We start from the raw sequence: 22,639 nt of genomic DNA, 5'->3' as shown, positions 1-22,639 counted from the left end.
GCCTTTCACCAGGAGGCTGGGCCGACGGTTCGGACTCTTCACCAGGGAGCCCGAGCCTCTGGGCCCGGCGATTGTCTGAGCGATCGCCGGGCCCCTTCACGTCCGGCGGTTGCCGGGGCCTTTCACGTCAGGCGGTTGACGATCGCGCCGTAGACGCCCGGGAGCGCGGCCGCGGCCGGGACGATACGGGGAGCGAGCAACGACCTGTTGCGGGCCCAGAGCAACGATGCGGTGAGCGCGCGGCACTCCCAGGAGACGCGGCGCCAGGCGGCCTCGTAGTCCTCCGGGCGATCGGCGGCGACGCAGTCGACGAGCTCGGCCGAGGTGCGCAGCGCCACGGCGATCCCCTCGCCGGTGAGTGCGTCGACGTAGCCGGCGGAGTCACCGACCAGCAGGACACGTCCCGCGACGCGGCGTCGGACTCGCTGACGCAGTGGCCCAGCACCCAGTACGCCGGACGCGGGCGCCGCGTCGCCGAGGCGGGCGAGGAGGCGGGGGAAGGCGCGGAGGTGTTCGTCGAAGGAGCCGCGCGCCGAGGTGAGCACGGCGACACCGACGAGGTCGTCGGCGACGGGCGTCACGTAGGCCTCGCCGAGGGAGGACCAGTAGACCTCGACCAGGTCGGACCACGGGCGGACGAAGAAATGTTGCCGGAGGCCCCGCCGGACCAAACCCGGGCCGCCCGCCCCTGCGGGGCGGGCGGCCCGGGGGTAAGAGGAGGGGATACGGGCGGGGTCTGACGCGCCGAAGGCGCGGGCAGTGGCGTCGGCCCTGAGCATAAGCTGCCGGCGGATCGGTGAGTGCAAACCGTCGGCCGCGGCCAGATAGCGGGCGGTGTACCCGCCGGCAGTAACCGAGGACGCCGACTGCACAACCTCGCTGACCCGGGCGCGGACCACCGCAACACCCAGCTCATCCAAGCGGCCTCGCAACCCCCGCTGGAGCTCCGTACGGCGCACCCCAAGGCCCGGTCCCGCGCGGAAGCGGGCGTCGACCGAGTGCGAGGCATCGAGATACCGAATGCCATGGAACGGCCGGCCCTCGACCTCCACCCCCAAGCGCCGCAGGTACTCAGCAGCGCTGTGCGCGATCCCCTCCCCGCATGCCTTGTCGATCGGCCCCTCACGGGGCTCGACCACAACAACCTCGAGCCCGGCCAGCGCCGCCCGGATCGCCGTCGCGGCGCCCGCGGGGCCTGCGCCGGCGACGAGGAGATCGATCACGACGCCGGCGTACCGGCCGGTCCGCTGCGGGTCAGTGCGGTGTCCAGTGCCGTCTCCTCCGCCCGGATCCGGACCGCGAGCAACGGCAGGTTCAGCACAGTGAACACGACCGCCGTCACCCACGCCGTGTGCACCAGCGGCAGCGCGATCCCCTCCAGCACGACCGCCACGTAGTTCGGGTGCCGGATCAGCCGATAGGGGCCGCGAGCAACCAAAGACAACCCCGGTACGACGATCACCCGCGTGTTCCACTGCCGTCCGAGCGTCCCGATGCACCACCACCGCAGCCCCTGCGCCAGCACCACGACCGCGAGCATCGTCCACCCCAGCGCGGGTACGAACGGGCGGTCGGCAACGATCGCCTCGACCAGGCACCCGGCCAGCAGCCCGGTGTGCAGCACCACCATGAACGGGTAGTGCCCCTTCCCGGACTCCACCCCGCCCTGCCCGAAGCTCCACGCGGCGTTCCGCAACGACACGACCAGCTCGGCGACCCGTTCCAGGCCGACCAGGAGCACGAGTACGACGTACCACCACAACGACGTGTCCATCACCACTCCATCAGGACGAGCTCGGAACAGAATCCCGGGCCCATCGCGAGCAACACACCCGGACCTGCAGGATCCAGGCTCATGGTGTCACCGAGCACGTGCAGCACCGAGGACGACGACAGGTTGCCGACCGCATCGAGCGACTTCCACGTCAGGTCGAGCGCCCCTGGCCGCAAGGAAAGCGTCTCCGCGACCGCCTCCAGCACCTTCGGCCCACCCGGATGGCTCACCCACGTCCCGATCTCCGGCACGGTCAGCCCGTACGACGCCAAGAACTCCCGCACATCGCCGCCGAGGTACTGACGCACCACCTCCGGTACGTCGGCCCCGAGCACGATCCGGAACCCGCCCGACCCGACGTCCCACCCCATCACCCGCTCGGAGTCCGGGTAGAGCCGGCTCCGCGTCGCCACCACCGACGGCCCTGCACCCGGCCGCTCGGAACCAGTCATGACGACAGCCGCGGCACCATCACCGAACAGCGCCCCGCCCACCAGATTGGGCAACGACGAGTCGTCCCGCTGCAAGGTCAGCGAGCACAGCTCCACCGACAGCAGTACGGCGACGTGCCCGGGCCACGCGGTCAGGTAATCGTGCATGCGGGCGATCCCCGCCGCTCCCCCGACGCACCCGAGCCCGAACAGCGGCAGCCGCTTCACGTCCTCGCGCAGCCCGAGCCGCATCGCGACCCGCGCGTCGATCGACGGCGCCGCCACCCCGGTCACGGTGGTGAACATCAGCAGATCCACGTCCGACACCGACAACCCCGCCGCCGCCAGCGCCCCGCTCACCGCCTCGGCCCCGAGGTCGACCGCCGCCGCGATCCACGCGTCGTTGGCCGCGCCGAAGTCCTTCAACTCGCCGTACTGCTCGAGCGGGATCGCGAGGTGCCGTGACGAGACCCCCGCGTTCGCGTGCAGCCGGCGCAGCAGCGCGAGCCCCTTGCCGTCGGGCAGGCACAGCTCCGCGAACGCCTCCGTGAGCTCGGCCTGCTGGTACCGGTACGGCGGCAACGCGGCCTGTACCGCGGCGATCCGGCTCATCGTGGCATCGTTGCTTCGGTGAGCCGCGCCGGAACTGTCAAAGGACTGGCGCTGGCCTGCCATCCCGGCCCGACCGTTGCCGTCACCGCCCTGGTCACCGCTGTCGCCTGGTCCGCGGGCCGCGGCCTCGCCGGATCTCTCCTCGTTGCCGCAACCATCCTCACCGGCCACCTCTCGATCGGCTGGAGCAATGACGCGATAGATGCCGCCCGCGACTCCATTGTGAACCGGCGTGACAAGCCTGTCGTCCTGGGACTCGTCGGGCGCCGTACGTTGTGGATCGCCGCGGTCGTCGCGCTGGTCGTCACGATCCCGGTCTCGCTCGCGAACGGCGTCCTGGCCGGGCTGGCCCATCTGCTGTTCGTCGCCTGCGCCTGGGGGTACAACCTCGGGCTCAAGTCGACCCCCGTGTCCTGGCTTCCGTACGCCGTGGCGTTCGGCGCGCTGCCGTCGTTCGTCACGCTCGGCACCAGCGGGGACTGGGCTCCGTGGTGGGCGACAGCGGCGACCGCGTTGCTCGGGGTCGGCGCGCACCTCGCGAACGTCGTACCGGATCTCGCCGACGACCTGGCGACCGGCGTACGAGGATGGCCGCAGCGGCTCGGCCAGGCCGCGCGGCTCCTCGCACCTTTCCCCCTGGCCGTCGCCACCGTCCTGCTCACGGTCGCGCCGGCAGGCCCGGTCGGCGCGACCGGCTGGATCGCGCTCGGCGTCGTCGCCGTCCTGCTGGTCGTGATCGTGGCCTGGAAGCAGGCGCCGTTCCTGGTCACCATCGGCGTGGCGGTGGTCAGCGTCGTCGTCCTCGTCGTCCGCGGCGACGCACTCTGACGGACACGGCCGAAGGTCGTCCGCCGCGAGACGTTGTGAGGCTCACGGCCGGAGCTCCTGGAACTTCGTCTTCACGCCTTCCTTGAGCACGCCCCAGCGGTCCTCGTCGCCCTTCCACAGCGACTCGGTGATCTTGGTGATCTGGTCCCAGCTCGCGTGCGGCGGGATCGGCGGGACGTCCGGGTCGCAGTACACGTCGAGTACCGTCGGCCGGTCGGCGGCGAGCGCGTTGTCCCAGGCGGCGGCCAGCTCGTCAGGTTTCCTGACAGCGATCCCCAGCAGTCCGACCGACTGCGCGAAGCCGGCGTAGTCGACCTCGGGCAGCGTCTGCGAGTCGGGGAACTTCGGTGCGCCCTGCAACGACCGCATCTCCCAGGTGACCTGGTTGAGGTCGTTGTTGTGCAGTACGGCGATCACCAGGCGTGGGTCGGCCCACTCCTGCCAGTAGCGCTTGATCGTGATCAGCTCGGCCAGGCCGTTCATCTGCATCGCACCGTCGCCCGAGAACGCGACGACCGGCTTGCCGGGGTGGGCGAACTTCGCGCCGATACCGTACGGGACGGCCGAGCCCATCGTCGCGAGGGTGCCGGACAGCGAGCCGTGGGTCGTGTCGGTGAAGCGGAGCTGACGCGCGTACCAGTCGGCGGCCGACCCGGAGTCGGCGACGACGATGCAGTCGTCGGGCAGTCGTTCGGAGAACTCGTGGAACAGGCGCTGCGGGTTCACCGGGTCGGCATCCACGTGCGCCGCGCCCGCCATCACCTTCCACCAGCGCTCGACGCCCGCCTCGACGCCTTCCCGCCAGGACCGGTCCTCCTTGCCTTCCAGCAGCGGGATCAGCGCGCGCAGCGTGGTCGCGGCGTCGCCGACCACGTTCACGTCGTACGGGTACCGCATGCCGATCATCGACGCGTCGGCGTCGATCTGGACGGCCTTGGCCTTGCCGAACTCGGGCAGGAACTGGGAGTACGGGAAGCTCGAGCCGATCGTCAGCAGCGTGTCGCAGTTCGTCATCAGCTCGTACGACGGCCGCGTGCCGAGCAGGCCGATCGAGCCGGTCACGTACGGAAGGTGGTCGCTCAGCACGTCCTTGCCGAGCAGCGCCTTCGCGACGCCGGCGCCGAGGATCTCCGCCAGCTCCTCGACCTCGGCGCGTGCTCCACGGGCGCCCTGCCCGACCAGTACGGCGACGCGCTCGCCCGCGTTGATCAGCTCGGCGGCGCGTCGTACGGCGTCCGGGTCCGGCGCCTGGACCCCGGGGTCGAACCCGAGGCTCGACGGCACCATCTTGAAGGCATGCTCGGGCGGGGTGTACTCCAACTCCTGGACGTCGGCCGGGATGATGATCGCCGTCGGCGCGGACCGGCTCAGCGCCGTACGGATGGCGCGGTCGAGCACGTTCGGGAGCTGCTCCGGGACGGTGACCGTCTCCAGGAACTCGCCGGCCACGTCCTTGAAGAGGCTGTGCAGGTCGACTTCCTGCTGGTACGAGCCGCCCATCGCCGACCGGTTCGTCTGGCCGACGATCGCGACGACCGGGACGTGGTCGAGCTTGGCGTCGTACAGGCCGTTCAGGAGGTGAATCGCGCCCGGTCCGGAGGTCGCCACGCAGACGCCCACACGGCCGGTGAACTTCGCGTACCCGACGGCCTGGAACGCGGACATCTCCTCATGGCGCGACTGAATGAACCGCGGGCCCTCGGCCCGGGTCCAGGCGGCGAGCAGCCCGTTGATCCCGTCACCGGGGTAGCCGAAGACGGTGTCGACCTCCCACTCCCGAAGTCGTTCCAACAGGTAGTCGCCCACGGTGGTAGCCATGAGGTCCCTGTGCCCTTGGACGTGCGCAGTATTCAGTTGCTGGACGGCTTCAGCGGGGCGTTGCTGCCGAGGATTGCCGCGGTGAGGGCTTCGGCGGGCTCCTTCGCCGCTCGGGGGTTGGTGATCAGGACCAGGTCGATCGACGGCAGCTCCGGCAGGCCGGCGCTCGGCGGCGGTTCGACCAGGTCGGCGGGCATCAGCGAGTGGGCGAAGATCGCGATCCCCAGGCCCGCACGGACGGCGGCGAGGACTCCGTTGACGCCGCGGACGATGCAGGTCACCCGGTACGGCCGGCCGACGCTCTCCAGGGTCTGTACGCCGAGCATCCGGCTCAGGCTCGGCGCCTGGTAGGCGACCAGCGGGACGGGACCGTCCGGAGCGATGCGGGTCCCGGAGATGCCGGCCCAGACGAGCGGGTCGCGACGTACCAGCCGGCCGTTGGGCTCGGACGCGGCGCCGACCGAGTGCTTCACGTACGCCAGGTCGAGGTGACCCGACTCGACGCGGCGCAGCAGGTTCGGGCTCTGGGCGACGGTCAGCTCCAGGTCGATCCGCGGGTAGAGCTGCCGGAAGTCGCGCAGGATCCGCGGCAGCGGGGTCAGCGCGAGGTCGTCGGTGACGCCGAAGCGCAGCCGGCCGCGCAACTCCGAGCCGGTGAAGTAGCCGACGGCCTCCTCGTGCGCGGCCAGGATCGTCCGCGCGAAGCCGGCCATCGCCTCGCCGTCCGCGGTCAGCGTCACCGTCCGGGTGTCGCGCACGAACAGCGGCCGCCCGACCGCCGCCTCCAGCTTGCGGATGTGCTGACTCACCGTCGGCTGCCGGATGCCCAGCCGTTCGGCGGCCTGGGTGAAGCTCAGCGACTGCGCCACCGCGAGGAACGTGCGCAGCTGGTCCGGATCGTAGGCCATCGATTTCCCTCTCATCACGGGTCGTAATAAGACTAATAGGAGTAATTCGTTATGAGAATCCGGCCCGGACCGGTGAGGATGGGACAGACCTCCCCTGACACGTCCACTTCCAAAGGGTTGACTCTTGACCACCCGGGCCACCGGTTCTGTCCCTGCCCCCGATTTCCACACCCACCGTTCCACTCCGCGGACCACACCGGGCGAACTGCCGCCGACCCAGCGCCGCCCCGGTTTCCGGGAGACCTTCAGCGCTCTCGAGGTCCGCAACTTCCGGCTCCTCGTCAGCGGCCTGTTCGTCAGCTCGACCGGCGGCTGGGTCCAGCGCATCGCGCAGGACTGGCTGGTCCTGACCCTCACCGGCAGCGCCACCGCGGTCGGCATCACCACCGCACTGCAGTTCCTGCCCACCCTCCTGCTCGGCCTGTACGGCGGCGTGATCGCCGACCGTTTCCCCAAGCGCAAGATCCTGCTCGTCACCCAGTCGACGATGGGCGCGCTGGCCGGCGTACTGGCTGTGCTCGCCTTCACCGGCGAGGTGCGGGTCTGGCAGGTCTACACGCTCGCGCTGGTGCTCGGCCTGGCGACCGCCGTCGACAACCCCACCCGCCAGTCGTTCGTCAACGAACTGGTCGGCAAGGCGCGGCTGCGCAACGCGATCAGCATGGTCTCGTCCACGTTCCAGCTCGGCGGCCTGATCGGTCCCGCGCTGGGCGGCGCGATGCTCGGCACGATCGGCGCCGGCTGGGCGTTCGCGCTGAACTCGATCACGTTCTTCGGCTCGATCTCGGCGCTGCTGATGATGCGCGAGAGCGAGATGCCGGGACTCCAGGCCGCCCGGAAGGCCGGTCAGGGTCTGCGGATCCGCGACGGGCTGCGGGACGGTGTGCGGTACGCCTTCCACGAGCCGGCCGTGCGCTGGGCGATCGTGCTGGTCGGCATCTTCGGCATGTTCACGATCAGTCTGCCGGTCACGCTGACGGCGTTCGCTGACGTCGTCTGGCACACCGGCGCCACCGGGTACGGCGTACTGAACTCCGTCGTCGCGGTCGGTTCCCTGGCCGGAGCGCTGCTGTCGGCCCGGCGGATCCGGCCGACCCGGCTGCGCAACCTGGTCGGGATCGCGTCGATCCTGGCGGTGACGGAGATCCTGGCGGCGATCCAGCCGTCGCTCTGGACGTTCCTGCCGCTGCTGTGCGCACTCGGGATGGCGACGCTGATGTTCCTCACCGCGGCGCAGTCGATGGTGCAGCTCACCACTCCGGACGGGCTCCGCGGCCGGGTCGCCGGGATCTACAACCTGGTGTTCATCGGCGGCGGCGCGATCGGCGGACCGACCGTCGGCGCGATCGCCGAGCACTTCGGCGCGCGGACCAGCCTGCTGCTCGCCGGTCTGATCCCCGCGGTGGCGACTGTTGCCATCGGCATCAAGCTGGCGAGGGCGGGCCGCTTCCGGGTGGTCGTTGTCCGCGGCACCCGTTCGCCGTGGCGCCAACCGCCGGTCCGCCTCGGCCTGGAGCAGCTTCCCATCCAACTCATCCGCCCCGAGCCGCCCATCCCGTCCAAACCCCGCCCCTTCACGCTGGCCCGCCGCAGGTACCAGCGGACGGACCGCCACACCACCACCACAAGAACCCGCCGCAAGCCGCTGCACCGCTGAAGACAACCGCCGACCAGTCAGCTGCCGACTGGTCGGCGGTTCAGCGGTAGTAGGCCTCCAGCTCGGCAACCGACGTGAACGTCTGGGGCCCACCCGGCACGCCGATCAGCCGGACGCCGTCGCCCGAGGTCGGGGCGAAGCTGAAGGTGTAGGTCCGGTTGGTCCCCGCCGCCGCGCTCGTCGGGTACGCCGGGCTGGCGCTCAGCCCGGTCACGTCGGTCCACACCCCACCCCGCCGGACCTGCACCCGTGGCGCCGAGGCGAACCAGCCGCCGTCACCGAACATCTTCCCCGTCGTGTAGACGAGCTGGTTGACGTTGTAGCTCCGCGGCCAGGTCGACCCCCACCAGCTCAGCGGCTTGCGTTCGTCGTTCCAGTCGTCCTCGCTCTGCACCCGGTTGCCGTCGGCAAGGATCAGCTGACCGAAGTGGGTCGCCCGCTCGACCGGGACCGTACCGGCCTCACGCGAAAGGTTCCGGGCGGCATCGAGCCCGTTGCCCGGCGTCGACGGCACCGAGGGCGTCAGCCCGATCCGCCGCAGCGAGAACGTGTACGCCCACCGGTCGCTCACCCCGCCGCCGCACGGGCAGACGTTCGACTGCAGCCACAGGCTCAGGCCGTCCGCGCTGATGTACTTCGACGGGATCGTCGTCGCGTAGCCGCCGTGCTTGGCGTGCGTCCACGGATAGCCGCCGAAGTCCTTCGGGGTGAACCGCTGCCACGGCCCCCACGGCGTCGCCGACTCGTAGAACTCGAAGGTGTACTCGGTCCACGACGTGTAGATGTAGCGGTTGAGCGGCTTGTTGTAGACGACCCCGCCCTGGCTGAGCGTCGTCATGTCCCGCGCCCGGCCCGGCGTACCGACGTTCTGGTAGACGTGCCGATCGTCGTGCAGTACGGCGACCCGCGTGTCGAGGTCGGCGTTCCACCGCGGCACACCATTGCCGTCGGCCCCGGCGTAGAACTGCCAGGCCGCCCGGTGCTGCACGCTCGCGGCCGGCACCCGCGCGAGCCACAGGTCGACCGGATCCGGGACCCGGTTCGAGAACGAGTCGCGCCAGTTGTTGTCCAGCCCGTACGCGTAGACGTACCCGTCGGGGCTGTTCACGTTGTCCTTGCCGTAGTCGAGGAAGAAGATCGTCGTGAACTTCGACCCGCCGAACATCGGCGCGGCCCGGTCGAAGGTCCAGGTCCGGCCCTTGTCGACCGACTTCGCGATGGTCGCGGCGGGTGCGTCGTCGAAGTCGAAGGCGAGGTCCTGGACGGCGAGGTAGAGCGCGCCGCCGACGCAGGCCATGCCGGTCGGTTTGCGCGAGTGGTTGGCGGTCCACACCTTGCCGACCTGATCGCCACTGGCCAACTGCGCGCCGCTCAGGCTGCCGGGCAGGCCGGAGATCCGGGTGACGCCGATGTCGCTGCCCGTCGTACCGAAGCCGATGCCGTCGCCGTACGCCGCGTAGACCTGGTCGTCGTCGGACCAGCAGTTCGGCCACAGGTCGCCGTGGTCACGGTCGTCGCCGATCGCGGGTGCGCCGACGGTGGCGCCGGCGTCGACCTGGACGGTGGAGAAGAAAGTGCTCTCGGGCGGCGAGGCGGTCACGGCCGCCGGAGCCGGTGCGGAGAGCGTGGAAAGCAGCAGGACAGCAGCGAGCGCTAGGACGGGTTTTCTCACGATGACCTCCGGGGCGGCGGGAGAAATCGATTTCCCATGAAGCTAACCAGCGCGGCAACGGCGGTCAAGGGATGAAGTTCTGATGGAACAGCCAGGTCAGGTGAGCAGCTCGATCACCCGCTCGGGCTGTTCGCGCCAGAACAGATGCCCCGCGCCTTCGAGCAGCTCCAACCGCGCCCCCGGGATCAGCCCGGCCAGTCGCTCCCCCTCGGTCGGCAGGATCATCTGGTCGGCGGTCCCGTGGATCACCAGCGCCGGGACGTCGAGCAGCGGCAACCGGCCGACGGCGTTGTGCTGCAGCGCCGCCTGGAACTGCATCGCGACCACGGGCACCGGCACCCGCGCCGCGAGCGCGTCCTCCTGGTACGCCGCGAAGTGCGCCGGATCGGCGGCGAACCCGGCCGACAGGTTCACCTCGAAACCGGTCCGCAGCACCGTCGCCTCCCGCCCGGACCGCATCGCGGCCAGCATCCGCTCAGGCCCGGGGCCGATCCCCGGAGCGCCCCGCGCCGAGTCGTCACGGCGTTCACCGGACCCGACGCCCGGCGACGTGCACCCCAGCGTCAACCTCCGCACCCGCTCGCGATGGTTGAGCACCAGCTCCTGCGCGACCATCCCGCCCAGCGAGATCCCGAACACGTGCGCGTCCGCCCACCCGGCCTCGTCCATCACCCGGGCGGCATCGTCCGCGAGGTCCGCCGTACTGAACTGCCCGGGAGCGCGATCACTCGTCCCGATCCCGCGCTGATCGAACGTCAGTACCTCGAAGTGCCGGGCGAGCCCGGCGAGGAACGGCTCGCCCCAGATCCGGTGGTGGCCGGCCATGCCCATGATCAGCAGCAGGGACTCACCGGAGCCGCGGCGCTCGGCGTACAGATGCATACGGCGAACCCTACGCAGAGTTATCGGCGCTTGTTACTTGACCCCGTAAATTAACGATCCTAGGCTCGGCCGCACCCGCTCCCCGCCTCGAGACGGAGGAATCCCCGCATGCCAGTCCCCCCGCCCGGACGACATCGCCGGACCGCGATCGTGCTCACCGCGACTGCCGCCCTGGTGTCGGCAGCCGTCGCGATCGCCCCCGCCGACGCCGGCACCCCACCGATCTCCCAGCCGGGACCCAAGCCCGCGCTGGTCGCGCCGGACTCGGCCTTCCAGGGCGCTGTCCGGCCTGAAGCACCGAAGCCCGTCGTACCGGCCAAGCATCCGCAGGTCGCAGCCAAGCCGTACCTGGGCTGGAGCAGCTGGAGCCTGCAGTCGACCAACTACCCGGGCGTGAACCCCGACGGCCCGGGCAGCTTCATCAGCGAGAAGAACATCCTCGCCCAGGCCAACGCGATGGCCACCAAGCTCAAGCCGTACGGCTACGAGTACATCAACATCGACGCCGGCTGGCAGAACGGCGGCGACGAGTACGGCCGCCCGGTCGCGAACACCGCGCGCTTCCCGCGCGGCATGAAGGCGGTCGGCCAGGACATCCACAAGCTCGGACTCAAGTTCGGTATCTACACCGTGGTCGGCCTCGGCTTCGACGTCTACCGCGAAGGCAACACCCCGATCCACAACGCGCCGGGCTGCTTCACCCGCGACATCGTCTACCCCGACCTGCGCACCACGAACGGCTGGGACCAGGCGTACAAGATCAACTACGCGAGTCCGTGCGCCCAGAAGTACGCCGACTCGATCGCGAACCTGTTCGCCGACTGGGGCGTGGACTTCCTCAAGATGGACGGCGTCGGTCCCGGCTCCTGGAAGGGCGCGCCGGACGACCCGAACCACAACAACACCGAGGACGTCGAGGCCTGGTGGCGCGCGGTCCAGAACGCCGGCCGCCCGATGATGTACACGCTGTCGTGGTCGCTCAGCCACCGGTACGCCGAGACCTGGAAGGCGAACTCGAACGGCTGGCGGATCGACACCGACGTCGAGTGCTACTGCGACACGATCGTGCGCTGGAACGGTTCGCTGGTCGGCCGCTGGTGGGACCTGCCGCAGTGGGTCGACGACGCCGGACCGGGGCACTGGAACAACCTCGACGCGATCAACGTCGGCAACGGCGAGATGGACGGCATCACCGAGGTCGAGCGCCAGAGCTCCATGACCTTCTGGGCGATGAACGCCGCGCCGCTGTTCGTCGGTGACGACCTGACCAAGCTCGACCCGTACGGGCTGAAGCTGCTGACCAACCGCGAGGTGATCGCGATCAACCAGGCCGGCGTCCCGGCGCGGCCGCTGAACCAGAACCAGCTGCAGCAGACCTGGTACGCGAAGAACCCGGACGGCAGCGTCACGGTCGGCCTGTTCAACCTGGCCGACACCGCCGCGACCGTGACCGGCGACTTCGCCCAGCTCGGGCTGTCCGGCAAGGCGTCGGTCCGCGACGTGTGGGCCGGTCAGACCCAGCGCAACGTCTCCGGCAAGGTCAGCGCCGCGCTGCCCGCGCACGGCTCGAAGCTCTTCAAGATCACGCCGAACCAGTCGGCCTCACCGAGCCGTCCGGCCGATCTGACCGTGACCGACGTGAGCCGTACGACGGCCGCGCTGACCTGGCAGCCGAGCACCGGCGCCACGGCGTACCAGGTGTTTGCCAACGGCAAGCAGGTCGCGACCGCTTCGTCGCCGGGCGCAACGGTGCAGGGTTTGTTGCCGCAGACCTCCTACACCTTCACGGTGTTGGGTGTGAAGGGCAACAAGTCGTCCGAGGCGAGCGCTCCGGCCGGCGTCTTCACGGCGAAGTCCGGCAGCGGTCCGGTCCGGTACGAGGCGGAGGCGTCGACGAGCACGCTCACGGGGAACGCGGGCGCCGGTGACTGCACGCTGTGCTCCGGCGGCCAGAAGATCGGCAACCTCGGGTACGACGCGTCGGTGACGCTGAACGGCATCACCGTGCCGACGACCGGGACGTACCTGGTGAAGATCGCCTACACCGACGGCGACACCAGCCGGCAGAGCATGCTGACGGTGAACGACGCCGACTCGTACTGGGTGAACTACCACGGCCTCGGCGACAACGACTGGGGAACGCCGCAGGTCACCTACCTGCCGGTGAAGCTCAGCGCCGGGACCAACGCGCTGAAGATCAGCAACCCGAACGGCTACATCGCCGACATCGACTGGATCACGGTCTAGTCAGTGCGGGGCCGGCCTTTCCTCAGGCCGGCCCCGCGTCTTTACTGGCTGCATGAGCTACCCCGAATCGATCGTCCCGACCGGGCCCGTGCCGGTCCCCCGCCGGATCCGCGCGCTGCACCACGGCGAGGTCGTGCTCGACACCCTGAACGCGGTCTACGTCTGGGAGTTCCCGCCGTACCCGCAGTACTACGTCCCGGCCGCGGACGTCGCGGACGGCGTCCTGACCGACACCGGCGAGACGCGGACGTTCCACCACGGCGATGCGCGGGTGATGCAGGTCGGGTCGGGCACGGCCTGGCAGTACGACGAGGGCGAGCTCGCCGGCCTGGTCCGCTTCGAGTGGGACGCCGTCGACAGCTGGTTCGAGGAGGACGAGGAGGTCTTCGTCCACCCGCGCAACCCGTACTCCCGCGTCGACGCCCTCAAGTCCTGCCGCCACGTCCAGGTCTCGCTCGACGGCGTCGTACTGGCCGATTCGACCTCGACGGTGATCGTCTACGAGACCGGTCTCCCGCCGCGCTACTACTTCCCTCGTACGGCGGTCGCCTTCGACCACCTGACGCCCAGCGAGACCCGCACCGCCTGCCCGTACAAGGGCCGCACGACCGGGTACTGGTCAGCCGGCGAGGCCGCCGACGTCGCCTGGTCCTACGACTTCCCGACCGCTCCGCTCCTCCCGGTCTCCGGCCACGTCGCCTTCCTCAACGAGAAGGTCGACCTCACCATCGACGGCGTCCCCGTGGAGCGACCGGTCACGCACTTCTCCTAGCCACCCGGAACCCGACGTCGTCGATCCGGAACGTCGGGTGACTGCGCCGCCGTACCGACGCGCGGCAGCTCCACGCCTGATCGAACCACCCGCCACCGCGCAGCACCCGGTACTCGCCGTAGACCTCGGGGTCGTAGAAGTCCCAGCACCACTCCCAGACGTTGCCCAGCATGTCGTGCAGCCCCCAGGCATTCGGCGCCTTCCCGCCCACCTCGTGTGGCCGGCCGTCGGACGTCCCGCGGTACCAGGCGATCTCGTCCAAGTGCCCGTACTGCGGCCCGGTGCTGCCCGCCCGGCAGGCGTACTCCCACTCCGCCTCACTCGGCAGCCGGTACCCGTCAGCCGCCGGATCCCACCGCGCCGCCTCCTCCGCCAGCAGCTCGTACGCCGGCGCCAGGCCCTCCCGCTCCGACAACACGTTGCAGAACCGCACCGCGTCCCACCAAGCCACGTTCTCCACCGGCAACTCGTCACCGGCCGACGTGCTCGGTCGCTCCCCGGTGACCTCCGCGTAAACCGCCTGCGTCACCACCACGTCCGCCAACCGGAAGTCGTCCACATCGACATACCACTTCCGCCCGGTCCGCCGATCGCTCAGCAGCACCCGCCCACCGGAGATCTCGACGAGCTTCACTGGAGCTCAGCGATCAGAGCGCGAAAGTGAGCACACTCCGTGAAGTCCGGGGACTCGCAGGCGAGCGCATGGTCGAGGAGCCGCTGGGACTCCCGCGCCTGCCGGATCTGCTCGTCGAGGCGAGCGTGCTGCTCGGCCAGTACGGCGCGCCGCGCGGGCCCGTCGGGCGCTTCGAGCATCTCGCGGAGGCGAGCCAGCGACAGCCCGGCGGCCTTGCCGCGGCGGATCATCACCACCCGCGCGACGTGCGAGTCGTCGTACCGGCGGCGGCCGGAGACGCGCGTCGTCGGCGTGAGCAGGCCGGCGTCCTCCCAGTGCCGCAGGACGTGCGTGGCGACACCGCAGCGAGCACCCAGCTCGCCGATGCTCAGCAGTCTCTCCGGAGGCCTGGCCGACGTCAGATCGCGGATGTCGCGCCACCGTCCATCGGGACGACGGCGCCGGTGACGTAGCTGGCTCGGGGCGACGCGAGGAAGACAGCCAGGTTCGCGATCTCGGCCGGCTCCGCCGCGCGGGCCAGCGGGATCTCGGCGACCATCTCGCTGAGCAGCTCGTCCTTGGGGCGACCGGTCGCCCGTACGGCGGCCTCGAGGCCCTCGTCGACGCGGCCGGTGCGGGTCAGGCCGGGATTGATCACGTTCACCCGGACGCCGCGCCCGGCGTACGCCTTCGCGTAGCCGACCGACGCGAGCATCAGCGCCGCGTTGGCCGCGCCGCCGCCGATGTGCAGCGGGTTCGCCTGCCGGCCGCCCTGGCCGACGATGTTGACGACCGTGCCGCTGCCGCGCTCGGCCATCCCGCGGATCACGGCCTCGGTGGCGTGCATGTACGTGAAGTACTTGGCCTCCATCGCCGCGTGCAGCGTCGTGCTGTCGAGCTCGTCGACCGGCGTACGGCGCGCCGCGCCCGCGCAGTTGATCAGGATGTCCGGTACGCCGATCCGCGCGAAGACGGCGGTGGTCGCGTCGGCGTCGGTCAGGTCCACGGCCTCCACGGCGTACTCGAGGCCCTTCGCCTTCAGCTCGGCCTGCGCCTTCGCGAGGTTGCCCGGGTCGCGGGAGATGCCGGTGACGCGCACCCCTTCCCAGGCCAGCGCCTCGGCGCAGGCCAGCCCGATTCCCTTGCTGGCCCCGGTGACGACCGCGGTCTTGCCCGACAACTGAAGATCCATCGACTCTCTCCTGACTCGGCTGCCTCGATCGTAGTTTCCGGACGGCCGGGAACAGGTAAGGGACCAGCTGACGAGAAGGGACCTGCGATGAGGATCACTGCGGTCGAGACGGTCAGGCCGAGCATCCAGCCGAACCTGGTGTTCGTGCTGCTGCACACCGACGACGGGCGGACCGGTCTGGGTGAGGCGTTCTTCGGCGGCCGCACGGTCGAGTCGTACCTGCACGAGTCGGCCGCCGAGGTCCTGCTCGGCGCGGTCGACCCGACGCCGGAGTCGATGGCCCGCGCGCTCGCGTCGTACACGGGCTTCGCCGGGGCCGGGGTCGAGACGCGCGGGAACGGCGCGGTCGACCTCGCGCTGTGGGACCTGGTCGGGCAGGAGGCCGGGCTGCCGCTGGTCCGGCTGTTCGGCGGGCCGGTGCAGGAGTCGGTGCCGACGTACAACACGTGCGCGGGACCGGGCTACATCAGTACGAGTACGAGGCAACGATCGGACAACTGGGGTGTGCCGGCAACGACTCCGGATCGCTGGGACGATCTCGAGGCCTTCCTCAACCGTCCGGCCGCGCTCGCGCGCGACCTGTGGGACGAGGGCATCACCGGGATGAAGGTCTGGCCGTTCGACCGCGCCGCCGAGGCGACCGGCGGGACGGACATCTCGCCGGCCGAGCTGAGCCGCGGGCTGGCGGTGATCGACGCCATCCGCTCGGAAGTCGGCTTCGACCTGAAGCTGATGGTCGAGCTGCACGGCCTGTGGAACCGACGGGGTGCGACGACGATCCTGCAGGCGCTGACCGAGTACCGGCCGTACTGGGTCGAGGACCCGATGCGCCCCGACGCCGTCGACGCCTTGGCCGCGCTTTCGGCCGACGTCGACGTCCCGATCGCGACCGGCGAGACGCTCGTCGGCCGGCGCGGCTTCCTGCCTCTGCTGGACAGAGGAGCCGTCGACGTCGTCACGGTCGACGTCCAGTGGACCGGCGGACTGACCGAGGCCCGCAAGGTCGCGGCGCTCGCCGACACGTACGGCGTACCGGTCGCTCCACACGACTGCACCGGCCCGGCGACGCTGGCCGCGTGCGTACACCTGACCCAGTCGGTGCCGAACGGCCTGATCCAAGAGACCGTTCGCGCCTTCCTGCGGACCTGGTACGCCGAGCTGGTGGACGGTCTGCCGCCGATCGTCGACGGCCGGATCGCCGCGACCGATGCCCCGGGCCACGGTGTCGTGCTGAAAGCCGGCGTGGCCGCCGAGCGCCGGGTCTCAACGCTGCCTTAGGCAACGATTTCGGCACTACTCCGGGCGATCTGAGCCCAGGGCAACAAATCGAGGGTCGTCGGCCCTTGAACGGCTGGGTACTATGAGTAACGAGATCGACACTCTTTGTTTCGACGCCTGATGCACTCGCACCGACGCCGGAGGGACCCGTGCCGACCATGTCCACAACGCAGTCCAAATCCCATTCCCCGCCTTCGCGCGAGCCTGCTGTCGAACAGGCCGCGTGGAGGTCCATCGTCCGTCATGACCTACCGGCCTCGCTGGTGGTCTTCCTGATCGCAATCCCTTTGTCCTTGGGGATTGCCGCAGCATCCGGGGCGCCGCTGATCGCGGGCCTCGTCGCTGCCGTCGTCGGCGGCGTGGTCGCCGGCGCGCTCGGCGGCTCCCCTCTCCAGGTCAGCGGCCCGGCCGCCGGCCTCACTGTTGTCGTCGCCGGACTGGTCAGCCAGTTCGGCTGGGCCGCCACCGCGGGCATCACCTGCGCGGCCGGCCTGGTGCAGATCCTGCTCGGTGTCACCCGCGTCGGCCGGCTCGCGCTCTCCCTTTCTCCCGCGGTCGTGCACGGCATGCTCGCGGGCATCGGTGTCACGATCGCCGTTCAGCAGCTCCACGTCGTTCTCGGTGGACGGGCGCAGAGCTCGCTGATCGCCAACCTGGCCGGGCTTCCCGACCAACTGCTCGCACACCACGCCGGGTCGGTCCTCGTCGGTGTGCTGACAGTCGTGATCCTGCTGGTGTGGCCGCGGATCCCGAAGGTGAAGGTCGTTCCGGCTCCGCTGGTCGCGGTGGTCGCGGTCACCGCCCTGGCCGCTCTGTTCATGGTCGACGTCACCCGCGTCAACCTGCCGGACAACCCGTTGCAGGAGCTGATCCTGCCGGTGATGCCGTCCGGCAGCGTGCTCGACATCGGGACCGCGGTGCTGACCGTTGCCCTGGTCGCCAGTGTCGAGTCATTGCTCTCGGCCGTTGCCGTGGACAAGCTTCATCGCGGCAAGCGCAGCAACCTTGACCGCGAGCTGATCGGCCAGGGGGCCGCGAACGCGGTCTCCGGAGCGCTCGGCGGGATGCCGGTCACCGGCGTCATCGTCCGCAGCTCGACCAACGTCGCGGCCGGCGCGAAGTCCCGCGCCTCGGCGATCATGCACGGCCTGTGGATCGCGGTCTTCGTGCTCGCGGCCGGGGCCATGCTGGAGCTCATCCCGATGGCCGCTCTCGCGGGCGTGCTGCTCGTCACCGGGCTCCGGCTGGTCCAGCTCGCCCACATCCGCACGTTGCGCCGCCACGACGAACTGCTCGTGTACGTCGTGACCGCCGCCGGTGTTGCCGCGCTCGGCCTCGCCGAAGGTGTGCTCGCCGGACTGCTGCTCGCGCTCGGCCGGGTGCTCTACCGGTTGGCCAGAGCCACCGTCACGGCCACCGAGGACGGCGGCGTCTGGACCGTGCGCATCCAAGGGACGTTGGTGTTCCTTGGCGTCGCATCACTGGTCCGGACGCTGCGCACGGTCCCGGCCGGCGCCGACGTCCGCGTGAAGCTCCAGGTCGATCACCTGGACCACGCGGCGTACGAGGCGATCGAGGACTGGCGGCGCGGACACATCGCGCGCGGCGGCACGGTCGAGCTCAACCGGTCGGCATTCCGGGCGGCCCTGCAGGGTGACGCCAAGCGCCGGCTGCCCTGGCAGAACGAGCTGGTCGTACCCGCGCCGGACCAGCGCGCCTCGATGCTGGACGGGATCCGCGAATTCGAGGAGTCGGCCGATCTGATCCGGCCGATGATGGCGCAACTGGCCGCCGACGGGCAGAAGCCGACGCAGCTGTTCATCACCTGCGCGGACTCCCGGATCGTGCCGAACCTGATCACCACTACGGGTCCCGGCGAGCAGTTCTGCGTCCGCAACGTGGGCAACCTGGTCCCGCCGTACGGGTCGAACAGCAACTCGGTCGACGCCGCGGTCGAGTACGCCGTCGACGTGCTCGGCGTCACCTCGATCGTCGTCTGCGGCCACTCCCACTGTGGCGCCGCCGGCGCCGCGCTGGACAGCGTCGACGACGACGGCTCAGGTCTCCGCACCTGGCTACGCCACCTGGAACCGTCCGTACGCCGGGCAGTCGCCCTGCCGGACATCGTCGACCCGGCCACCGGCGTCAAGCTCGGCCCCGCGGACAAGTTGTCGGTGGCAAACGTCGCCGTCCAGCTGGAGAACCTGCGCAGCTTCGCCTGCGTCCGCAAGGCCGAGGAAGAAGGTCGCCTGGAACTGGTCGGCCTCTGGTTCGACATCGGCGCCACAGCAGCCCGCCTCGTCCTCGAACGCGACCCCTACCTGGTCCGAGCCGACGAGGAGCTGGCCACCGCCAGCACCCCGGCCGACGCCGACCGCTGACACCAGCCGCCACCCCGGCCCGGCGGCGAACCCACCGCGGCCTTGCCAGCCGCAACTCCCCGGCCCGGCGACCGGCACCCCACCGTTCGCCGGCGCCTCGGCGGAGTCCACCGGTCCGGCACCGGTGGGCGCGTTGTCCCGACGCGCCCACCGGCTGCCGAGTCCAGCCCCGCGCCCCCACCCCCGGCCTCTACTCTTCCTCTTTCCGGCCGCACCGGCGCCCGGCCCGTACGACCTTTCCGGCCGCATCACGGCGACAGCAAGTCAGACCTGCACCCGTCGAGAAGCGACCAGGTGACCAGCAGAGAAGGCGTCGGCCCGCAGCACCTGACCCGCCGAAACATCGACGATCTCGATCGTCACCGGCGCACCCACCAGATCCTCCGAGCTGATCGGCCGCCCCTCCAAGTACAGGTCGACCCGATCGATCCCCTCCACCTCGATCCCGACCGTCAACGTAGAACCAGCCATCGACGTACTGACGTCCAGCCGCCGCCGAGGCATCCCCGCCAGCAACTCCCCCGCCGCCTCCAGCAGATCCGCATTGCCCGCCAGCAGATCCTCCCGAGTCATCCGATGGACAGCATCCGGCCGCACGCCGACGTCCTCCACCGGCGTCCCCGACAGCTCCCCCACCCGCAGCGTCCGCCGAATCGCCACCCGCAGATTCGCCCCGTTCGGCAGTGCGACGTACGGCGAAGTCGGGTCAGCCGGCGGCGGCTCGTTCAGCAGCGTCGCCAGCAACCCGTGCGTCCACACGTTCGCCCCGCCGGCACCCGTGTTGTCGTCCACGCCAAGGATCATCCCGACCTCATGATCCGCAAACCCGGCAGCGAAGATGTCCGTCGCCGAGTAGCACCGAGCATCCGTCACCAGCACCACCGGCCCGTAGTACGTCTGCCCGACCTCGTTCGCCCCGTCCTCCGGCGTGATCGGCTTGGCCGCCGAGTACGTCGCTCCGGTCTCGGTCGCCAGATCCAACGAGTCGAACCACGGACCGAGGTCGATCCCGGCCGGGTTGTCCTTGTGCCGCCGGCAGATCCGCAGGTTCAGCGCCGTGCTGATGAACTGCACCGGCTCCGGCGCGATCCGCCGCGGCGTCATCGTCTGCAACGTGAACTCACTCGCGTAGATGTGCCCACCACCGTTGTCCCGCACGTCAACGATCAACCCGTCCTGCGGCAACGACGCAGCCAACCGAACGAACTCGTCCCGGAACCCGACCGGATCCGTCACGCTGAACGTGAAGATCCGCAGATGCCCGAACGTCCCACTCGACGTCGCCACCGAACGAGCCCGGAACACCCCCGGCATCGTCGTCGGCAGATCCGCCGCCCCGACCGCGACCGGCGCGGCCAGCGCGGCCGAGCTCTCGCCCCGCTCGAGATCAACCACGTCCCGTACGTACAAGGTCTTTTTCGCCCGCGACTTCTCGTCGGAATCCAGATCAAGCCCCATCGACGCCGACGCCTCGGTGATCGCGTCCAGATCCGTCATCGGCGGCAGGTTCGTGGTCACCTTCCACTGCTCACGCAGCTCCTGCGCCGCCCCGTCCAGACCGGTGTAGGTCAGCGTGACCCAGTCCTCGTCCGGCGGCGCCTGGATCACCAGCGGCCGCAGCGTCAGCGACTCCAGCCCGCGCGCGAGGTTCGCCGCGTCATTGCTCCCCGCGAACACAGTCCCGTTGAGCGCGACGGCCCGCGCGATCGGCGTACCGTTCCAGTGCGTCACCTCCGCACCCGGCCCGAACTGCGGCGCGCTGTACCCAGCAACCACCCGGGTGATCAGGTAGTGCTCGCCGACACTGTCGAAGCACTTCTCGATCGTGAACGGCAGGTACGCGACCTGGCCGGCGAACGGCGCGGGCAGCAGGTAGTTGGTGTGCAGGTCGCGGACCGAGTGGAAGATGCTGGACATCTGCCGGTGGAAGATCCACTCGGCCTCCATCGTCGCGTCGCTCTGGCGTTCCATCCTGGCCCGCAGCACGCGGAGCCGCTGCAACGGGTTGACCGCGTGCATCGCGGCCTTCAACGGCAGGTGCACGTAGTTCTCGCCGAGCAGCAGCAGCGACTGGTCGACCAGCAACTTACGCTGGGCCAGTGTCAGCGTGCCGGCTCCGGCGAGGAACTGCGGCAACGGTACGGCGGCCGCCTGCTGAGCTCGGGTTCCCTTACGGGCAACGGCTTTCCGAGTCGCCGGCTTCTTGGTAACGGTCTTGCGCGGTTCGGTCATGACATCCCCCAACAGGCGCGCCCCTCCCCTGGGCGTCGCGATCTGTCCACCGTCCGCCGCGACCCCTTCCGTGTCAACGCCTCGGATCCCGACCCGTTGTCCTGGTGGCCAACGGCCGTGAAGCCGGTCAGCATCGACAGCATGCGGATCAGTCGTTTGTTGGTCGCGATCGCCCTCGTCACCGGCCTGCTCGGCGTACCGCCGGCCCTGCTCGGCGGACCTCCGGCTCAGGCCGCCGCCACCTTCCCGCGGATCGACGCGTCCGGGTTCCAGCTCGTGCAGGGCAGCACGTTCACGACGTACGGCGCGAGGATCACCGCGCTCGAGACGAAGCCGCAGCTCGCGCCGGTCGGCGTACCGGAGGTGCTCGCGGCGTCGAACCGGACCGGGCGCGCGCTCTGCCACCCGACGTACCTGAACACCGCGCTGACGCCGCAGGGGTTCTGCTGGCAGGACGGCGAGGACGACGACGAGAACGTGTGGATCCCGCAGGGTGTGACCGGGTCGGGCGACGCGCAGCCGGCCGGTGGCGCGCGGCGGGTGATCGCGGCGACCTGGCACAACGCGGACGACACGGCGATCCGGGTCTCGTTCCTGGACGTCGCCACCAACAAGTACCGGCACGTGCTGCTGGTCGAGCCGACGTCGGACACCAACTTCTCCGCGATCACCGGGCACGGGCACGGCCTGTACTGGTCGGGCAACTATCTCGTGGTCGCGACCAGCGGATCCGTGCTGCGCGTCTTCGACCTGCGACACCTGTGGCGCACGGACACCAGCAGCGAGACCGTCGGATTAGGTGCTAACGGCAAGTACCACGCGCGCTGGCACGCGTTCGCGCTGCCGCAGATCGGGGCCTACTGGTACGCCGGTGGCGGAGGCTGCGCCGCGTCGACCGGCAACCGGCCGTGCTTCTCGAGCCTCGCGCTCGACCACACGGGATCGTTCGTCAGCGCCGAGCACACCGCCCGCGGCGGCGGCCGGATCGTCCGCTGGCCGCACGACCCGGCGACCGGGCTGCCGCGGACGAACGCGGCGGGCGTCGTACAGGCTGTGGAGGCACTTGCCTCTCCCGTGTGGGGCATGCAGGGCGCGGTGTCTTCGGGCGACAACTTCGTCATCACCGGGGTCTGTCCCGAGTACGCCGACAACATCGGCGACGGCGTCGACTACCCGAGCTGCCTGCACCGCGGTACGGCGGGCGGAGCGACCAGCGTCTGGACCAAGGCGCCGAAGAACACCGAGAACCTGTCGCACTGGCCGGCGACCAACGAGCTCTGGCTGATCAGTGAGCAACTTCGCGAACGCGTGACCGTGCACATCCCGTGGAGCTAGCCTGCCG

General features: G+C 70.2%; 18 protein-coding genes. 7 read left to right on the top strand and 11 right to left on the bottom strand.

Translation table 11 applies throughout. The features are described 5' to 3' along the window. Positions 1–122: 122 nt before the first annotated feature. From ACLQ2O_RS28580 to ACLQ2O_RS28570, 3 genes are read right to left on the bottom strand one after another with little or no spacing between them, the layout of a single operon-like run. Positions 123–1,223: an NAD(P)/FAD-dependent oxidoreductase gene (locus ACLQ2O_RS28580; protein WP_425837078.1), complete on the bottom strand. Its 1,101-nt coding sequence runs from the start codon at positions 1,221–1,223 to the stop codon at positions 123–125. Beyond that, positions 1,220–1,774, bottom strand: a complete 555-nt coding sequence (locus ACLQ2O_RS28575; RefSeq protein ID WP_425837076.1) for an isoprenylcysteine carboxyl methyltransferase family protein — start codon at positions 1,772–1,774, stop codon at positions 1,220–1,222. The genes ACLQ2O_RS28580 and ACLQ2O_RS28575 overlap by 4 nt, the downstream gene beginning before the upstream one ends. Next, a complete protein-coding gene (locus ACLQ2O_RS28570; protein ID WP_425837074.1) occupies positions 1,774–2,817 on the bottom strand; it encodes a type III polyketide synthase in 1,044 nt (347 codons plus the stop codon). Before ACLQ2O_RS28570 ends, ACLQ2O_RS28575 begins: the two co-directional genes overlap by 1 nt. Before the next feature lie 18 nt (positions 2,818–2,835). On the opposite strand from ACLQ2O_RS28570, the gene ACLQ2O_RS28565 reads away from it, so the two are divergent. Beyond that, the gene (locus ACLQ2O_RS28565; RefSeq protein WP_425837071.1) at positions 2,836–3,645 is read left to right on the top strand and encodes a UbiA family prenyltransferase; all 810 of its coding nucleotides are present in this window, start codon (positions 2,836–2,838) and stop codon (positions 3,643–3,645) included. A 42-nt stretch (positions 3,646–3,687) separates the two neighbouring features. Here the strand turns inward: ACLQ2O_RS28565 and ACLQ2O_RS28560 are convergent, their stop codons facing one another. Beyond that, on the bottom strand, positions 3,688–5,463 hold the full coding sequence (locus ACLQ2O_RS28560) for a thiamine pyrophosphate-requiring protein (RefSeq protein ID WP_425837069.1): 1,776 nt from the start codon (positions 5,461–5,463) through the stop codon (positions 3,688–3,690). 32 nt (positions 5,464–5,495) lie between these two features. Further along, positions 5,496–6,371, bottom strand: coding sequence for a LysR family transcriptional regulator (locus ACLQ2O_RS28555; protein WP_425837066.1), 876 nt, complete (start codon positions 6,369–6,371; stop codon positions 5,496–5,498). Between the two features lie 124 nt (positions 6,372–6,495). Between ACLQ2O_RS28555 and ACLQ2O_RS28550 the strand changes: the two genes are divergently transcribed. Continuing rightward, positions 6,496–8,028 (top strand): MFS transporter, encoded by a 1,533-nt coding sequence (locus tag ACLQ2O_RS28550; RefSeq protein WP_425837064.1) that lies wholly within the window; start codon positions 6,496–6,498, stop codon positions 8,026–8,028. Positions 8,029–8,068: 40 nt separating this feature from the next. Here ACLQ2O_RS28550 and ACLQ2O_RS28545 read toward each other — a convergent pair whose 3' ends face one another. Together ACLQ2O_RS28545 and ACLQ2O_RS28540 are read right to left on the bottom strand one after the other, a co-directional pair. Further along, the gene (locus ACLQ2O_RS28545; RefSeq protein WP_425837061.1) at positions 8,069–9,700 is read right to left on the bottom strand and encodes a hypothetical protein; all 1,632 of its coding nucleotides are present in this window, start codon (positions 9,698–9,700) and stop codon (positions 8,069–8,071) included. Positions 9,701–9,796: 96 nt separating this feature from the next. After that, entirely contained in the window at positions 9,797–10,582 is a 786-nt protein-coding gene (locus tag ACLQ2O_RS28540) for an alpha/beta fold hydrolase (RefSeq protein WP_425837058.1), read from the bottom strand. A gap of 108 nt (positions 10,583–10,690) precedes the next feature. Here ACLQ2O_RS28540 and ACLQ2O_RS28535 point away from each other — a divergent pair, with 108 nt between their 5' ends. Then, positions 10,691–12,829: a fibronectin type III domain-containing protein gene (locus ACLQ2O_RS28535; RefSeq protein ID WP_425837055.1), complete on the top strand. Its 2,139-nt coding sequence runs from the start codon at positions 10,691–10,693 to the stop codon at positions 12,827–12,829. A 52-nt stretch (positions 12,830–12,881) separates the two neighbouring features. Continuing rightward, positions 12,882–13,601 (top strand): DUF427 domain-containing protein, encoded by a 720-nt coding sequence (locus tag ACLQ2O_RS28530; protein WP_425837052.1) that lies wholly within the window; start codon positions 12,882–12,884, stop codon positions 13,599–13,601. On the opposite strand, the gene ACLQ2O_RS28525 is transcribed toward ACLQ2O_RS28530, so the two are convergent. Genes ACLQ2O_RS28525 through ACLQ2O_RS28515 form a run of 3 tightly spaced genes read right to left on the bottom strand, consistent with a single transcriptional unit; the run spans position 13,585 to position 15,406 of the window. Further along, the gene (locus tag ACLQ2O_RS28525) at positions 13,585–14,235 is read right to left on the bottom strand and encodes a formylglycine-generating enzyme family protein (protein ID WP_425837049.1); all 651 of its coding nucleotides are present in this window, start codon (positions 14,233–14,235) and stop codon (positions 13,585–13,587) included. The two genes, ACLQ2O_RS28530 and ACLQ2O_RS28525, sit on opposite strands and share 17 nt — an antisense overlap. Further along, positions 14,232–14,591, bottom strand: a complete 360-nt coding sequence (locus ACLQ2O_RS28520) for a MerR family transcriptional regulator (RefSeq protein ID WP_425837822.1) — start codon at positions 14,589–14,591, stop codon at positions 14,232–14,234. The genes ACLQ2O_RS28525 and ACLQ2O_RS28520 overlap by 4 nt, the downstream gene beginning before the upstream one ends. Before the next feature lie 41 nt (positions 14,592–14,632). Continuing rightward, a complete protein-coding gene (locus ACLQ2O_RS28515) occupies positions 14,633–15,406 on the bottom strand; it encodes an SDR family NAD(P)-dependent oxidoreductase (RefSeq protein ID WP_425837046.1) in 774 nt (257 codons plus the stop codon). A gap of 87 nt (positions 15,407–15,493) precedes the next feature. On the opposite strand from ACLQ2O_RS28515, the gene ACLQ2O_RS28510 reads away from it, so the two are divergent. Both ACLQ2O_RS28510 and ACLQ2O_RS28505 read left to right on the top strand, forming a co-directional pair. Beyond that, positions 15,494–16,684: a mandelate racemase/muconate lactonizing enzyme family protein gene (locus ACLQ2O_RS28510; RefSeq protein ID WP_425837043.1), complete on the top strand. Its 1,191-nt coding sequence runs from the start codon at positions 15,494–15,496 to the stop codon at positions 16,682–16,684. A 158-nt stretch (positions 16,685–16,842) separates the two neighbouring features. Then, positions 16,843–19,065: a bifunctional SulP family inorganic anion transporter/carbonic anhydrase gene (locus ACLQ2O_RS28505; RefSeq protein ID WP_425837040.1), complete on the top strand. Its 2,223-nt coding sequence runs from the start codon at positions 16,843–16,845 to the stop codon at positions 19,063–19,065. Between the two features lie 264 nt (positions 19,066–19,329). On the opposite strand, the gene ACLQ2O_RS28500 is transcribed toward ACLQ2O_RS28505, so the two are convergent. Then, a complete protein-coding gene (locus ACLQ2O_RS28500) occupies positions 19,330–21,297 on the bottom strand; it encodes a S41 family peptidase (RefSeq protein ID WP_425837037.1) in 1,968 nt (655 codons plus the stop codon). A 141-nt stretch (positions 21,298–21,438) separates the two neighbouring features. Between ACLQ2O_RS28500 and ACLQ2O_RS28495 the strand changes: the two genes are divergently transcribed. Then, a complete protein-coding gene (locus tag ACLQ2O_RS28495) occupies positions 21,439–22,632 on the top strand; it encodes a hypothetical protein (protein ID WP_425837034.1) in 1,194 nt (397 codons plus the stop codon). Positions 22,633–22,639: the final 7 nt, after the last annotated feature.

Source organism: Kribbella sp. DT2, from assembly GCF_049844575.1.
Lineage (GTDB): Bacteria > Actinomycetota > Actinomycetes > Propionibacteriales > Kribbellaceae > Kribbella.
This window is presented reverse-complemented; position numbering and strand designations above follow the sequence as displayed.

What these genes read in the sequence shown, in the direction of transcription:
- ACLQ2O_RS28495 (WP_425837034.1), top strand. Translation starts at nt 21,439, where the DNA reads ATGCGGATCAGTCGTTTGTTGGTCGCGATCGCCCTCGTCACCGGCCTG.
- ACLQ2O_RS28500 (WP_425837037.1), bottom strand. Translation starts at nt 21,297, where the DNA reads ATGACCGAACCGCGCAAGACCGTTACCAAGAAGCCGGCGACTCGGAAA.
- ACLQ2O_RS28510 (WP_425837043.1), top strand. Translation starts at nt 15,494, where the DNA reads ATGAGGATCACTGCGGTCGAGACGGTCAGGCCGAGCATCCAGCCGAAC.
- ACLQ2O_RS28575 (WP_425837076.1), bottom strand. Translation starts at nt 1,774, where the DNA reads ATGGACACGTCGTTGTGGTGGTACGTCGTACTCGTGCTCCTGGTCGGC.
- ACLQ2O_RS28560 (WP_425837069.1), bottom strand. Translation starts at nt 5,463, where the DNA reads ATGGCTACCACCGTGGGCGACTACCTGTTGGAACGACTTCGGGAGTGG.
- ACLQ2O_RS28540 (WP_425837058.1), bottom strand. Translation starts at nt 10,582, where the DNA reads ATGCATCTGTACGCCGAGCGCCGCGGCTCCGGTGAGTCCCTGCTGCTG.
- ACLQ2O_RS28535 (WP_425837055.1), top strand. Translation starts at nt 10,691, where the DNA reads ATGCCAGTCCCCCCGCCCGGACGACATCGCCGGACCGCGATCGTGCTC.
- ACLQ2O_RS28530 (WP_425837052.1), top strand. Translation starts at nt 12,882, where the DNA reads ATGAGCTACCCCGAATCGATCGTCCCGACCGGGCCCGTGCCGGTCCCC.
- ACLQ2O_RS28570 (WP_425837074.1), bottom strand. Translation starts at nt 2,817, where the DNA reads ATGAGCCGGATCGCCGCGGTACAGGCCGCGTTGCCGCCGTACCGGTAC.
- ACLQ2O_RS28555 (WP_425837066.1), bottom strand. Translation starts at nt 6,371, where the DNA reads ATGGCCTACGATCCGGACCAGCTGCGCACGTTCCTCGCGGTGGCGCAG.
- ACLQ2O_RS28515 (WP_425837046.1), bottom strand. Translation starts at nt 15,406, where the DNA reads ATGGATCTTCAGTTGTCGGGCAAGACCGCGGTCGTCACCGGGGCCAGC.
- ACLQ2O_RS28505 (WP_425837040.1), top strand. Translation starts at nt 16,843, where the DNA reads ATGTCCACAACGCAGTCCAAATCCCATTCCCCGCCTTCGCGCGAGCCT.